Annotated in this window: 13 protein-coding genes; 2 read left to right on the plus strand and 11 right to left on the minus strand. The window is 60.5% G+C overall.

What is annotated here, in order from left to right; all coding sequences use genetic code 11:
- Positions 1-10: 10 nt before the first annotated feature.
- The 4 genes from MT962_RS20825 to MT962_RS20840 all read right to left on the minus strand — a co-directional run bounded on the left by MT962_RS20825 (position 11) and on the right by MT962_RS20840 (position 4,318).
- Positions 11-694, minus strand: coding sequence for a D-lyxose/D-mannose family sugar isomerase (locus tag MT962_RS20825; RefSeq protein WP_048887138.1), 684 nt, complete (start codon positions 692-694; stop codon positions 11-13).
- 106 nt (positions 695-800) lie between these two features.
- Positions 801-1,745: an ABC transporter substrate-binding protein gene (locus MT962_RS20830; RefSeq protein ID WP_247366344.1), complete on the minus strand. Its 945-nt coding sequence runs from the start codon at positions 1,743-1,745 to the stop codon at positions 801-803.
- A 31-nt stretch (positions 1,746-1,776) separates the two neighbouring features.
- Positions 1,777-2,718 carry a ribose ABC transporter permease gene (locus MT962_RS20835; protein WP_048887173.1) on the minus strand — a complete coding sequence of 314 codons (942 nt, stop codon included), beginning with the start codon at positions 2,716-2,718 and terminating at the stop codon, positions 1,777-1,779.
- Positions 2,719-2,794: 76 nt separating this feature from the next.
- Positions 2,795-4,318 (minus strand): sugar ABC transporter ATP-binding protein, encoded by a 1,524-nt coding sequence (locus MT962_RS20840; protein ID WP_024557274.1) that lies wholly within the window; start codon positions 4,316-4,318, stop codon positions 2,795-2,797.
- 183 nt (positions 4,319-4,501) lie between these two features.
- Here MT962_RS20840 and MT962_RS20845 point away from each other — a divergent pair, with 183 nt between their 5' ends.
- Both MT962_RS20845 and yjdP read left to right on the plus strand, forming a co-directional pair.
- The gene (locus MT962_RS20845; protein WP_024559810.1) at positions 4,502-7,048 is read left to right on the plus strand and encodes an ATP-binding protein; all 2,547 of its coding nucleotides are present in this window, start codon (positions 4,502-4,504) and stop codon (positions 7,046-7,048) included.
- A 78-nt stretch (positions 7,049-7,126) separates the two neighbouring features.
- The gene (gene yjdP, locus MT962_RS20850; RefSeq protein ID WP_281732782.1) at positions 7,127-7,489 is read left to right on the plus strand and encodes a DDRRRQL repeat protein YjdP; all 363 of its coding nucleotides are present in this window, start codon (positions 7,127-7,129) and stop codon (positions 7,487-7,489) included.
- Position 7,490: 1 nt separating this feature from the next.
- On the opposite strand, the gene MT962_RS20855 is transcribed toward yjdP, so the two are convergent.
- The 7 genes from MT962_RS20855 to MT962_RS20885 all read right to left on the minus strand — a co-directional run bounded on the left by MT962_RS20855 (position 7,491) and on the right by MT962_RS20885 (position 12,633).
- Positions 7,491-7,832 carry a phosphotyrosine protein phosphatase gene (locus tag MT962_RS20855; protein ID WP_024557271.1) on the minus strand — a complete coding sequence of 114 codons (342 nt, stop codon included), beginning with the start codon at positions 7,830-7,832 and terminating at the stop codon, positions 7,491-7,493.
- Positions 7,804-8,058, minus strand: a complete 255-nt coding sequence (locus MT962_RS20860; protein WP_229701884.1) for a hypothetical protein — start codon at positions 8,056-8,058, stop codon at positions 7,804-7,806. The genes MT962_RS20855 and MT962_RS20860 overlap by 29 nt, the downstream gene beginning before the upstream one ends.
- A gap of 106 nt (positions 8,059-8,164) precedes the next feature.
- Positions 8,165-8,923, minus strand: coding sequence for a phosphonate metabolism protein PhnP (gene phnP / locus MT962_RS20865; protein WP_024557269.1), 759 nt, complete (start codon positions 8,921-8,923; stop codon positions 8,165-8,167).
- A 9-nt stretch (positions 8,924-8,932) separates the two neighbouring features.
- Positions 8,933-9,367, minus strand: coding sequence for an aminoalkylphosphonate N-acetyltransferase (phnO, locus tag MT962_RS20870; protein WP_024557268.1), 435 nt, complete (start codon positions 9,365-9,367; stop codon positions 8,933-8,935).
- 110 nt (positions 9,368-9,477) lie between these two features.
- Positions 9,478-10,062, minus strand: a complete 585-nt coding sequence (gene phnH / locus MT962_RS20875; RefSeq protein ID WP_247366345.1) for a phosphonate C-P lyase system protein PhnH — start codon at positions 10,060-10,062, stop codon at positions 9,478-9,480.
- Between the two features lie 122 nt (positions 10,063-10,184).
- Positions 10,185-10,910, minus strand: coding sequence for a phosphonate metabolism transcriptional regulator PhnF (gene phnF / locus MT962_RS20880; protein ID WP_247366346.1), 726 nt, complete (start codon positions 10,908-10,910; stop codon positions 10,185-10,187).
- 178 nt (positions 10,911-11,088) lie between these two features.
- Entirely contained in the window at positions 11,089-12,633 is a 1,545-nt protein-coding gene (locus MT962_RS20885) for a PAS domain-containing methyl-accepting chemotaxis protein (RefSeq protein WP_247366347.1), read from the minus strand.
- Between the last annotated feature and the right edge of the window lie 152 nt (positions 12,634-12,785).

A 12,785-nucleotide genomic window follows, 5' to 3' on the forward strand; every position in this document is an offset into this window, starting at 1 on the left:
TCTTCTCCTGTTAGCGGTACGCGTCATATTCATTGCACAGCACGAGCTGCGCCGTTTCGTCTTCTTCTATGGTGTTAAAGCGCTCAAGCGGCTTTAAGAAGCGATTGTCGTGGTCGTCATCGTTGACCGAAGAGACTTCGCCCACCAGCACGTCGCCAAACCCCGCCTCGCCCCAGAAGCTGTGATAAAGGCCTGGCGTCAGACAGATGCTTTCCCCTGGTGAAAGGCGCAACTGGCTGCCAGCGGCGTGTGTTTGCCTGCAACCGTCGATAACGACCGTTACGTCGCTGCCCGTGGTCTGCTCAAACTCGTCGCTGTTCCATAATTCGATGATTAAATTGCCGCCGCCGCGGTTGATAATGTCCTCGCGCTTGCGCCAGTGAAAATGCATCGGCGTTAACTGGCCGTCGCGGACATGCATGATCTTCTCGGCGTAACATTTGGCGTAAGGCGCGCCATCCGGCGAACCGTTGCGAAGCGTGAACAGGGTCAGCCCCTGGGCGGCGAAATCGTTGCCGCCGAAGGCAGTCACGTCCCAGCCCAGCTTCAAATCGAACACTTCTCTCCAGGCGCTGGCGTCGAGCTGCTGCCATTTCGCCGGGCTGAAGCTGGCGAAGGGCGGCAGATGCACGTCATGCCGGGAGAAGAACTGTCGCGTATGGCCGAGGATTTCATTAATTTCGGAGCGTTTCATGCTTTCTCCCCTCAGTTAAGAGATGAAGAGCTGCGATGCTTTTCCCACTGGGCTAACCCTCTCCCTGCGGCGGCGGGAGAGGGAATAAGAGGGCAGCCGTCGGGCTTTATTTCACCGTCCAGCCCTTGTAGTTGCCGACATTGTTTTTATCGATCATCGTCACCGGGATCAGCACCGGCTCTTTCGGCGCGGGCTTGCCCTGCAGGATGTCGTAACCAATCTCCACCGCTTTGGCGGCCATCACCTGCGGGTCCTGCGCGGGGGTGGCGACAAACAGCGAGTTGCCGCGCTTAAGCGCCTCTTCCGCATCCGGCGATCCATCCACGCCCACGATAAAGAACTCGTTGCGCTGCGCCTGCTTCGCCGCCAGATCCGCGCCGATCGCCGTCGGGTCGTTGATAGCGAACACGCCGTCGATTTTCGGGTTCGCCGCCAGCAGGGAGGTCATGACTTCAAGGCCGCCCTCACGGCTGCCTTTGGCGTTCTGGTTCCAGGAAAGCACTTTGATATCCGGGTGCTTATTGAATTCAGTCTGGCAGCCTTCGACGCGGTTCTGCACGGCGGAAACCGGCGGGCCGTTGATTATCACCACATCACCTTTGCCTTTCAGACGGTCGGTAATGTACTTACAGGCCATCTCGCCCGCCTGGGTGTTGTTGGAGGTGATGGTGGCGTCCGCCCCTTCGGCGGCGACGTCCACCGCCACCACCACAATGCCCGCGTCTTTCGCGCGCTTCACCGCCGGGCCGATGCCTTTGGAATCGGCGGCGTTGAGGATAATCATGTCCACTTTCGCGGCGATGAAGTTATCGATTTGCGAGACCTGCTGGCCGAGATCGTAGCCGCTGGAGACCAGCGTCACTTTGACGTTATCTCCCGCCAGCTTGCGCGCTTCCATCTCCGCCCCTTTGGTGATCTGTACGAAGAAGGGGTTGGCGAGGTCGCCCACGGTGACGCCAATCGACTTCAGCTCTTTTGCTGCCTGGGCGAACGGGCTGCTGGCAAGCAGCGCTCCGACGCACAGCGCGGTGACAAGAGGTTTCAAACGCATTCTGTTCTCCTCAGTTCGTAGGGTGTTGTTGTTATGCATTTTGATGGTGACGGGTACGGTATTTGTCTATCAGCACCGCAATGATGATCACCGCCCCTTTGATCACCAGTTGCCAGAAGTAAGAGACGCCCATCAGCGTCATGCCGTTGTTCAGGGTGGCGATAATCAGCGCGCCGACCAGCGTACCGGTGATGGTGCCGATGCCGCCGACAAAGCTAGTGCCGCCGAGTATGACCGCCGCGATGGCGTCCAGCTCATACCCCACGCCCAGGTTGCCGTTGGCGCTGTAAAGGCGCGAGGCGCTCATAAGCCCGCCAAGTCCGGAGAGCAGCCCGCTCATGCCATAGACGAAAAGCAGCACCAGCCAGACTTTAATACCGGTGAGGCGCGCGGCCTGCATGTTGCCGCCTACGGCATAGATATGCACGCCAAGCGTGGTGCGCCGCAGAATGAACCAGCAAACCGCGATGACCGCCAGCGCAATCACCACCAGCCAGGGAATAGGCCCAAGGTAGGCGTTGCCTATCCACTCAAAGCTGATGCTGGAGTTGATCACCGTGGTGCCGTCCGCCAGCAGGTAGGCGGCGCCGCGCAGCGCGGTATAGGTGCCAAGAGTGACGATGAAAGGCGGCAGTCCGGCGAAGGCCACCAGCGCGCCGTTGAACAGGCCCAGCGCAAGGCCAAGCAGCAGCGCTGCCGGAACGGAAAGCATGGAAAGCTCCGGCATCAGCGACACCACCATCGCCGCCACCGCCGTGGTGCCAAGAATAGAGCCGACGGAGAGATCGATGCCGCCCGTCAGGATGATGAAGGTCATGCCCGCCGCCAGCACGATGTTAATCGACGCCTGGCGGGTAATATTCAGCAGGTTGCTTTCGGTAAAGAAATTAGGCGCAATAAAACCAAACACCGCCACAATCAGCACCAGGATCGGCAGAATGCCGACCGTTTGCGTGAGATCGCTGAACAGCATTTTTTTCGCCGAGGCGGATTTAACCGCCTCTCTGGTGGTGGAATTCACGGAGGCGTCCTTTTGCGTGGGGGAGAGTTTAGTCATGTTGCACCGCCTGTTGATGGGCTTCGGTAACGCCGGTCGCCAGCGTCATTATCTTTTCCTGCGTGATGTCGTCGCCCGTCAGCTCGCCGGCGATGTGGCCTTCGCGCATGACATAAACGCGATCGCTCATGCCGACCACTTCCGGTAATTCGCTTGAGATCATCAGGATCGCCACCCCGCGGCGCGCCATCTGGTTCATGATCCGGTAGATCTCGCTTTTAGCGCCGACATCCACGCCGCGCGTGGGTTCGTCCAGGATCAGAATGCGTGGGCCGATAGCCACCCAGCGGGAGATAAGCAGCTTTTGCTGATTGCCGCCTGAAAGCCCGCCTGCGCGCACCTGGGCGTGCGGCACGCGAATATTCAGCGAGGCGATGGCCTCATCGGAAATGGTCTGCGCTTTTTTTCGGTCCAGCAGACCGTAGCTGGCGTCGCGCTCAAGCGTCGCCATGGTAATGTTCTCCGCCGCCGCCATCTCCAGAAACAGCCCCTGTTCCTTGCGGTTTTCCGTCAGAAAACCGATGCCGTGGCCGATGGCTTCGCGCGGCGTATGAATCGTCACCGGCTGGCCGTCGATTTCGATACTTCCGCCTGTCGCCTTACGCACGCCGAAAATCAATTGCGCCAGCTCTGAGCGGCCCGCGCCCACCAGCCCGGCGAGGCCGACGATTTCGCCTGAGCGCACCACCAGGCTTGAGGGTTGCACCTTTTTGTCATCGGTCAGGTGATGCACGGCCAGGCGAGGATCGCCCTGGGGGATATCCCGCTCTTTGTTAAAGAGATCGCTTAGCGGGCGGCCCACCATCATGCGCACCAGCTCTTGAGCGTTGAGCTTGTCGCGCGTCAGGCTGCCGACATACTGCCCGTCGCGCAGCACGCTCACCCGGTCGGAAAGCTCATAAACTTCCGCCATGCGGTGGCTGATATAGATAATCGCCATTCCTTCATCCCGCAGCCGCATAATCAGCTCGAACAGACGCTGGGTTTCCCGCGAGGAGAGGGCGGCGGTGGGTTCGTCCATCACCAGCACCCGGCTGTTGCGGTGCAGCGCGCGGGCGATTTCCACCTGCTGCTGTTCGGCAATAGTGAGCTTCATGACCAGGTCGCTGGCTTTAAAGTGGGCGCCGAGGCGGTTAATCACGTTCTGCGCCTGCTGCACCATCTCTTTTCGCTGCACCAGCCCGCCGCGAGAAAGCTCGCTGCCAAGGAAAATGTTTTCCGCAACCGTAAGGTTAGGGGCGAGCTGCATCTCCTGGTAAATCAGCGTGATGCCCGCCGCCAGCGCATCTTTTGGCCCGCGGATCGGGTGCGGTTTGCCGTCGATAAAAATTTCGCCGCTGGTGGCGGTATACGCCCCGGCGAGAATTTTCATCAGCGTGCTTTTGCCGGCGCCGTTTTCGCCCATCAGGGCGTGGATCTCGCCGGGATAAACCGTCAGGCTGACGCCCTTCAGCGCGTAAAATTTGCCGAACGCTTTGGCAATGTCGCGCATTTCAAGGATAGGGGTTTGGCTCATGGCGCACTCCTGCGGAAAATCGTTACGCCACTCCACCACTCGCCGGTAAACAGAACATGTCAGCCGCCATTCATAATTGTCATAATGTTGAATAGTTAACCGCGATCACATTACCGCGACGACAGCGTTTCACTTTTACGCGGCTCGCCGATAGTGAGGAGAATTTACTGAGCGGAGCAGACCATGAGCACGAGCAGCCGTTTTTTCTCCAGCGCCCGCGGGCGGCTGCTTTTCTTCAACCTGCTGGTGGTGGCGGTAACGCTGATGGTGAGCGGCGTGGCGGTGTTCGGCTTTCGTCACGCCAGCCAGCTTCAGGAACAGGTGCAGCAGCAGACCTTAAGCGACATGGGCGGCAGCCTGGCGCTTGCGCGCGATACGGCGAACGTGGCGACGGCGGCGGTGCGTCTCTCAACGGTGGTGGGGGCGCTGGAGTACCAGAGCGAGGCGGCGCGCCTGAAGGCGACCCAGCAGGCGATGGAACAGTCGCTGCGCCAGCTGGCCGACGCGCCGCTGGCGCAGCTCGAGCCGAGGCTGGTCGCCAGCATTATTCGCCGCAGCCTTGAACTGCAAAGCAGCGTCACCGGCATGCTGCAACGCGGCCAGCGCCGCCATCTGGAACGCAACGCGCTGCTAAGCTCGCTCTACCAGAACCAGAGCTATCTGCGCCATCTTCAGTCTCTGAACGCGCCCGGCGCCGCGCAGCTAAACGAAATGGACCGGCTGATTGAGGCGGCGATACGCACCCCTTCGCCAAAAGCCACCATTACGCAGTTAAATGACGTCATGGCGGCGCTGCCCGCTCGCGCTAACGACCCGCTACAAAACGCTATCCTGCTGGACTTTAACCGCGAACTGCGCCGTCTGGCGCCGCTTTCGCAGGCGCTGGAAGAGAGCGATCTGGCGATAAGCTGGCACATGTACCACATCAAGGCGCTGGTCGCCTTCCTTAACGCCGACATCAACCAGTACGTACAGCGAGTGGCGCAGGAGTCGCAGGCGCGCACGGCGCAAAGCCACCGCGAGCTGCGCTCCATCATTCTCTTTATTACCGCATTCGCCTTGCTGGCGCTGGTGATAACCGGCTTTGCGGGCTGGTATATCTACCGCAATCTGGGCACCAGCCTGGCGGCGATTTCTGGCGCGATGGCGCGGCTGGCGCGCGGCGAGCATGATGTCACGGTGCCCGCCCAGCAGCGGCGCGACGAGCTGGGCGAACTGGCGCGGGCGTTTAACGTCTTCGCCCGCAATACCGCTTCGCTGGAACACGCGTCACGGTTGCTTAAGGAGAAGAGCACTCAGCTTGAGACGACCTTCCACGCCATGCGCGACGGCTTTGCGCTCTTTGATAACCAGGGCGTGCTGGTGGTCTGGAACCCGCAATACCCGGTGCTGCTGGGGCTGGCGGCGGAGAATTTGCAGCGCGGCATGCATTACCAGGCGCTGCTGCGCCAGGTTGCGCCGCAGCAGCCTTTACAGCCGGACGATCTCTTACGTCCGCGCCCAAAGCCGCAGGAGTTCCGGCTGGCGGACGGGCGCATTATCGAACTGCGTTTCAGCCCGGTGCCGGGGCGCGGCATGGTTAACGTGGTGCTGGATCGCACCGAGCGTAAAGGGCTTGAAGAGGCGCTGGCGCACAGCCAGAAAATGAAAGCGGTAGGACAGCTGACCGGCGGGCTGGCGCACGATTTCAACAACCTGCTGGCGGTGATTATCGGCAGCCTTGAGCTCATTGCGCCAGGCACGCCGGATGCCCCACGCATCAACCGCGCCTTAAAAGCGGCGGAGCGCGGGGCGCAGCTCACGGCGCGGCTGCTGGCCTTTTCGCGCAAACAGTCGTTAAACCCGCGCTCGGTGGCGATGAAAACGCTGCTGGAAAACATTCAGGAGCTGATTCGTCACTCGCTGCCCGCTTCGATAACGCTTGAGATAGAAGCGCAGCAGCCGGCGTGGCCCGCCTGGATAGATGTTAACCAGCTGGAAAACGCGCTCATCAATCTGGTGATGAACGCCCGCGACGCGATGGAAGGGCGGGAAGGCGTCATTAAGCTGCGTACCTGGAACCAGCGCGTCACGCGTGGCGACGGGCGGCGGCAGGATATGGTGGCGCTGGAGGTTATCGACAGCGGCTGCGGCATGTCGGCGGAGGTAAAAGCGCAGGTCTTCGAGCCCTTTTTCACGACCAAGCCCACCGGCAGCGGCAGTGGGCTGGGGCTTTCTATGGTTTACGGTTTTGTGCGCCAGTCCGGCGGGCGGGTAGAAATTGAGAGCGCGCCGGGTCAGGGCACCACCGTGCGTTTGCAACTGCCGCGCGCGCCTGCGCAGGCGGTGGAGGATAACCGCATCGAAAGCGCCCAGCGCGCCTGGGGCGACGATCGGCTGGCGCTGGTGCTGGAGGATGAGCCAGACGTTCGCCAGACGCTGTGCGAGCAACTTCACCAGCTCGGCTGGCTGACGCTGGAGGCGGGAAACGGCGAGGAGGCGAAGCAGATGCTCGACAACGTGCCCGACATCCATCTGTTTATCAGCGACCTGATGCTGCCGGGACGCTTCAGCGGGGCGGACGTGATGCATTACGCCCGCGAGCGTTATCCTCACCTGCAACTCCTGCTGATAAGCGGCCAGGATTTGCGCCCGGCTAACCCGCCCCGACTGCCCGACGTCGCGCTGCTGCGTAAGCCTTTCACCCGTGAGGCGCTGGCGCGGGCGCTGCGTGAGGGCGAGGTGAGATAACGATTTGAGAATCCTCCGCTTCAGAACGCGGCGGGGTTTTAGCAAAGTCACAGGCAGTCAACCGCTGAGACCGACGCTATGAACCGTTCTCTTCTCGTCCTGTTTTTTTGCGCGCTTTTGCCAGGCCAGATGGGCCTCGCTCGCGCTGATAACCTCGACAATATCCTTAATGACACGGTGAACTCGATATCACAGGCGATTAACGACGCTTATACGCCTGCCGACGAGCGCTACGACGACGACCGCCGCCGCAATGATGAAGACCGCCGGGACGACGAAGATTACCGCCGCAGCGATGAAGCGCGCCGCCAGTATGAGGATCGCCGCCGCCAGCTTGAAGACCGCCGTCGGCAGCTGGATGACCGCCAGCGCCAGCTGGATGACGATCGCCGTCAGCTTGAGCGCGAGGCGCGTCGTCTTGAAGAGGAGTATGACCGTTAATTTACGCTGAGCGAGAAGGGGATAACCCAAGCGCCGCAGGCACCGTTGCGTTCAGAATGTCGATAAGCTCGGCGGACATGAACAGATAATCGTCAGGAATATCGAGCACATGCAGCGGCTTATGCTCAATGAGCCGACGCCAGTCGGCGACAAGCCGCTGTTTGTGCTTTTGCTCCATCACGCAAATGACGTCGGCCCATTTGAGAAGCTCTGCCGTGACGACATTCCTGGCATGGCGGCTGGTGCCGGCGGAGCGGGCGCAAAGGCCCGGATAACGGCGGAACAGCTGTTCCGCCGTGGGGCTTCGCCATTGATTACGGCTGCAAATAAACAGGACATTCATTAACGAGGCTGTACTCTTCCAGGCCTTCGCGCGCAAGTTGCTTGTTGGTGATGCGCGGGTAGGACATTCCCAGTTGCGCCGCGCGGGCAAGCTTGCAGGAACGAAGATAAAGCATCTTCCACTGCTTTTCGCCGCGAAAACGCTGCAGGGCGGTGTGAACATCTCGGGACTGGTTGCGCTGCTTTTGGCTAAGCCGCCAGGCCCGCGTACGGGATTTTTCCATCATTTTCTCTCTGGTCAGATTTATCGGGTTCAGCAGCCGCGATAATACAGAGAGGCTAAGCGGGGGCCATTTTAACGCAGCGTGATGAGAAATCCCCCCCCCTTTTTTGTTAGTCCAGCGCTATCACCATGCCGTCGTAACCCGCCTCGAAGCCCGCAGGCAGCGGGTTGCGCATCATCCAGACGTCGAACTGGTGGCTGATGTGAGTCAACACCACGCGCGGGCAGCGGATCTGCTCGTTAAGCGCAATTACCGTATTAAGATCGCAATGGTTAGCCGGCGTCTGCGGGCGCGGTTCATGGCTGCAGTCGATGACCATCACGTCGGGGCGACTGGCCTGTAAAAACTTTAGTGATTTTTCCGGCAGCCCGGCGGTGTCGGAAAGCCAGGCCACGCGGCTGTGGGCGCTCTCCAGCAGGTAGCCGAACGTCAGTTTAGAGTGAATCAGCGGCACAGGCGTCACCTGTAGCCCCTGTAAATCAAAAACCACAAACGGCTCGACGGTATGGCTGAAATCCAGCACGCCGGGGTGTTTGAATATATCGTCGCAGCCTGCCTCATCGGGCGGGCCGTAGACCGGGATTTTCTCTCCCACGCCCCAGCGCAGCGTGAATAACCCCTGCACGTGATCCATGTGGTAATGGGTTAGCAGAAACTGGCGAAAGCCGCCCGGTTGCCAGCGCGCCATGATATCCGTCATGCCCGCATCGAGCAGCGTAACCGCCTCATTAAACTTCACTACCGCGCTACAGGGCTGACGGCGATGCTGGGGCTCGGCGTGCGCCCGCTCGCAGGCGGCGCAGCGGCAGCCCCAGACGGGCACCAGCTGCGCGCCGCCCGTCCCGGTCAGGGTTATCGTCAGGCTCATAGCGCCTCCTTACAGCGGTTTGGTGAAGCGAAAATGGCTCTGCGTGTAACCTTCGCGCTGATAAAAACGGTGCGCGTCCACACGCGTTACGTTGGTGGAAAGCTCCGTCATCTCCGCGCCCGCTTCCCTGGCCTGCGCTTCCGCCCAGGCGAGCAACTGGCTGCCCACGCCGAGGCCGCGCGCCTGCGGCATGACCACCAGCTCCTGAATTTCGCCAATCCAGTTCACATGGTGCAGATGAAACTGCAAATGCAAGCCAATCATGCCCACCACCTCGCCGTCGCGCTGCGCCAGCTGATAGCGCAGGTTCGGGTCGCTCAGATTGGCCGTAAAGCCGACGATAAACGCATGGCGATCAAAAGCATGCTGCTTTAATTCGCAAATCAGGGCGTAAACGGCGTCGCTGTCTTCCGTTGTCGCGCGGCGAAGTTCACAGACTGGCATAGCGGGCTCCTGGGAACGGGTTCTCGGACGGGTTAGCAAAGTGTCGACTGACTGTAGCAGAGCGCCGTCCGTTGCACCTGCGCCAGAATGCTTATTAAAGGCTACCAGTATTAGCAGGCTTCCACATGCGCAGCGCGAGGAATGGCCAGCAGGCGGTCGCCGCAGGTGAGGATAAGATCCAGACCGAGCGAAAGGGCATGGGGAAATTCATCAAGCATATGGATAACGCTTTGCGGCAGTTGCGGGGCCACCATGCGCTCTTCGGCGATGCCCGCGCCGGTCAGGCGCAGCATGCGCCCGCCGCTCAGGCTCGCCACCTGCATAATGAGCGTAATGGCGTTCCCGCAGGCGCTGGCGTTGTGCTGTGAAAGCGTCATCAGCACCTCGGCGTTCAGGGTCTCATCCGCAACGGCGAACTGGGCTTGCTCAGGCGCGTTGCACAGCGGGGCGCCAGTATGAAGACGCAGATGCTGACGCACCTTGTCGTTAGCGAAAGGCGCGGCGAGCCAGACCGGCGTGGCGTCATCGGTAAGCGTCAGTAAAAGGCTGCTGGTGGCGATGCCAAGCGGCTGCCAGCCGTGGCTTACCTGTGAAAGCGAAACAATGACGCCCGGCTCGCTCATCGCTTTTAGCAGGCGACGAAAGCTGTGTTGTGCATCATGAAGGGCAGAAGAGGAATCAGTGGTTAGCGTCATGCAATTTCTCCGCGCATCGGCGCAACGAAAAAAGCCCGGCGGCGTTGGCCGGGCGACAAAAGGCATACAGAAAGAAAACAGCGGGGCGCTTTGCGCGCGGCGCGCAGGGTAAGGGAGCTGGCTCATTCATGTTCCATCGTAAATTCAATCATGTCGGCGCGGTTAAGGCTGACGGAATACTCCGCCGCCTGTGCGTCGCCCGCACGGTGGTTGAGCGTGCGCACGCAGAGGATCGGCGACAGAGTGGGGATTTCGAGCCAGCGGCTCTCTTTCGCCTGGGCCGGACGGGCGCTGATGCGTGTTCGGGTGCGACGCAGCGCCACGCCCAGGCGCTCCTGAAGAAAATCATGCAGCGAGCCGCTGGCGAACTGCTGTAGCGCAGGCCACCAGCGCAGCTCGGCGAAATAGTGGTCGATGACGCATATCGCCACGCCGTTCACCCGGCGCAGGGTGCGCAGATGAATAACGTTTTCACCTTCTGCAACGCCAAGCGCCTCGGCGACGATGGCGGAAGCGGGACGTAGCACCGCCAGCAGCCGCTCGCTGGTGGGATGACTGCCTTGCTCGAGCAAATTCTGGCTAAAGCGCGTACGGGCGTTGAGCGGGTAATCGAACGGACGCATCAGCACCAGCACGCCGACGCCCTGGCGGCGCTGCACCCAGCCGCGCTCGACCAGCTCATCAATAGCGCGGCGCAAGGTGTGGCGGTTTACCTGATAATGAGCGGCAAGCTGGCTTTCCGCAGGCAGATAGTCGCCGCAACGGTAATGGCGCAGCTCCTGCTCAAGCCGGGCGGCAATCTCCTGGTAGCGCGTGGGAAAGCTGGTCGGATGTCTGGATAAGTACATGGTCAACAGTGCCTCATGGTCGTACCGAAAAAGACCGGGGCCGCCAGCGAACATGTCTGGCTCGGCCATGAAAGTAGGCTGACCGCAGAAGATGACGATTAAATGAAACTCAGGTTGCAGCGCAGTGAAGCATCGCGTTCGCCAGTAAAAAGGGTCGCAGAGCGACCCGTTGAAGAGGTTAGCGGAACACCGCCACCGCGTCGGCAAGCCGCGTCGCCTGGCGCTTCACGGTCGCCGAGGCGTGCGCCCCTTGCTCAACCAGCGTGGCGTTCTGCTGGGTGATGTCATCCAGCTCATCCACGGCGCGGGTAAGCTCATTCAGCCCCTGCGCCTGATGGGCGGTGGCGTCGCTTATCTGCGCAATCAGGCCGCTGACGTTTTTCACCTGCTCGACGATTTCGCGCATGGTCTGGCCTGCCTCCTGCACATGCACCGCGCCGGATTGCACCTTATCGGCGCTGGCCTCTATTAACTGGCGAATATTGCTGGCGGCGGTGGCGCTGCGGCTGGCGAGGCTTCGCACTTCGCCCGCCACCACCGCGAACCCTTTACCCTGTTCGCCTGCGCGGGCGGCTTCAACGGCGGCGTTAAGCGCGAGAATATTGGTCTGGAAGGCGATGCTGTCGATAAGCGTGGTAATACTGTTGATTTCCGCCGTGCTGGCGGCTATCTGGTCCATGGTGGCGATAAGCGTGTGCATCGCCTCGCCGCCATTTTGCGCCGCCATACGGGCGCGGCGAGAGAGGGCGTTTGCCTCCTGCGCGGTTTCGGTATTGCTCTGCACGGTGCCCGACATCTGGTTCATGGTCGCGAGCGTCTGCTGAACGTTAACCGCGGTCTGCCGGGTGCGTTCATTGAGCTCCTCATTGCCCTGCGCCAGCCGGTCGCTGCCGTTACGCACGCAGTGAACCTGGCTTGAGACGTCGTTAATCAGCCAGCGGAACATCAACCCCAGTTGGCTGATAGCGCGCAGCATCACGCCAGTTTCATCGGCGCGTTGCATATGCTCCACGCTATGGCTGGCGCCCGTGGCGACACGCAACGCCTGCTGGCACACTTTTTCCATTGGACGGACGATTTGCGCTTCCAGCCACACCCCCAGCAGCAGCGTCGCCAGCAGCTGGCCGCCAAGCAGCAGGCCCGTCAGGTGAAGCGGCAAGTTCGCCCACCAGAGCGCCAGCGCGCTTGCCGCCAGCAGCATCAGCAGCGGCGCGCGTAGCCGCCAGCGCAGCGACAGCGTTCTCAACGGCGCAAGCAGGGCGGCAGGACCGCGGCGCGCCAGCAGGCCGCGATGAAAGCGCCAGCCCTTTAGCTGACCGGCATTCATCGCCCGGTAAATTCCCTGCGCTTTCTCAATCTCCTCACGGCTGGCTTTGGTGCGAATCGACATAAAGCCCTGCGTCTGGTTATCGCGTACGATCGGAATAGCGTTCGCCCGCACCCAGTAGAAATCGCCATTTTTGCGGCGGTTCTTCACAAGCCCCGTCCAGGGTTCGCCTCTTTTCAGCGTTTCCCACATATCGACAAAAACCTGTGCGGGCATATCAGGATGGCGTACCACATTGTGCGGCTGTCCGATAAGTTCGTCGCGGTCGAACCCACTCGCTTCAACAAAGCTGTCATTGGTATAGGTGATATAGCTTTGGGTATCGGTGGTCGACATTAATGTTGCGTGGTCTTCAAGGATATATTCTATATCGGTAACGAAAGGGTGCTTGCGCATAATTTCATCCGTTGGAGCTTAATCCATCAATTCTGATCGTTACTTTTATTTTCGGCGGGAAATTACAGCGCTTTAGCCTGGCGGAAAAATTTGTTTTGCAAGGGGCGGTGTCAGTAAATAAAATGGTATTTCAATTTAAGTGCTGATAATTA

This window comes from Franconibacter sp. IITDAS19 (genome assembly GCF_023079515.1).
In the GTDB taxonomy this organism is placed as follows: Bacteria; Pseudomonadota; Gammaproteobacteria; order Enterobacterales; family Enterobacteriaceae; genus Franconibacter; species Franconibacter pulveris.

What these genes read in the sequence shown, in the direction of transcription:
- MT962_RS20825 (WP_048887138.1), bottom strand. Translation starts at nt 694, where the DNA reads ATGAAACGCTCCGAAATTAATGAAATCCTCGGCCATACGCGACAGTTC.
- MT962_RS20830 (WP_247366344.1), bottom strand. Translation starts at nt 1,745, where the DNA reads ATGCGTTTGAAACCTCTTGTCACCGCGCTGTGCGTCGGAGCGCTGCTT.
- MT962_RS20835 (WP_048887173.1), bottom strand. Translation starts at nt 2,718, where the DNA reads ATGCTGTTCAGCGATCTCACGCAAACGGTCGGCATTCTGCCGATCCTG.
- MT962_RS20840 (WP_024557274.1), bottom strand. Translation starts at nt 4,318, where the DNA reads ATGAGCCAAACCCCTATCCTTGAAATGCGCGACATTGCCAAAGCGTTC.
- MT962_RS20845 (WP_024559810.1), top strand. Translation starts at nt 4,502, where the DNA reads ATGAGCACGAGCAGCCGTTTTTTCTCCAGCGCCCGCGGGCGGCTGCTT.
- yjdP (WP_281732782.1), top strand. Translation starts at nt 7,127, where the DNA reads ATGAACCGTTCTCTTCTCGTCCTGTTTTTTTGCGCGCTTTTGCCAGGC.
- MT962_RS20855 (WP_024557271.1), bottom strand. Translation starts at nt 7,832, where the DNA reads ATGAATGTCCTGTTTATTTGCAGCCGTAATCAATGGCGAAGCCCCACG.
- MT962_RS20860 (WP_229701884.1), bottom strand. Translation starts at nt 8,058, where the DNA reads ATGATGGAAAAATCCCGTACGCGGGCCTGGCGGCTTAGCCAAAAGCAG.
- phnP (WP_024557269.1), bottom strand. Translation starts at nt 8,923, where the DNA reads ATGAGCCTGACGATAACCCTGACCGGGACGGGCGGCGCGCAGCTGGTG.
- phnO (WP_024557268.1), bottom strand. Translation starts at nt 9,367, where the DNA reads ATGCCAGTCTGTGAACTTCGCCGCGCGACAACGGAAGACAGCGACGCC.
- phnH (WP_247366345.1), bottom strand. Translation starts at nt 10,062, where the DNA reads ATGACGCTAACCACTGATTCCTCTTCTGCCCTTCATGATGCACAACAC.
- phnF (WP_247366346.1), bottom strand. Translation starts at nt 10,910, where the DNA reads ATGTACTTATCCAGACATCCGACCAGCTTTCCCACGCGCTACCAGGAG.
- MT962_RS20885 (WP_247366347.1), bottom strand. Translation starts at nt 12,633, where the DNA reads ATGCGCAAGCACCCTTTCGTTACCGATATAGAATATATCCTTGAAGAC.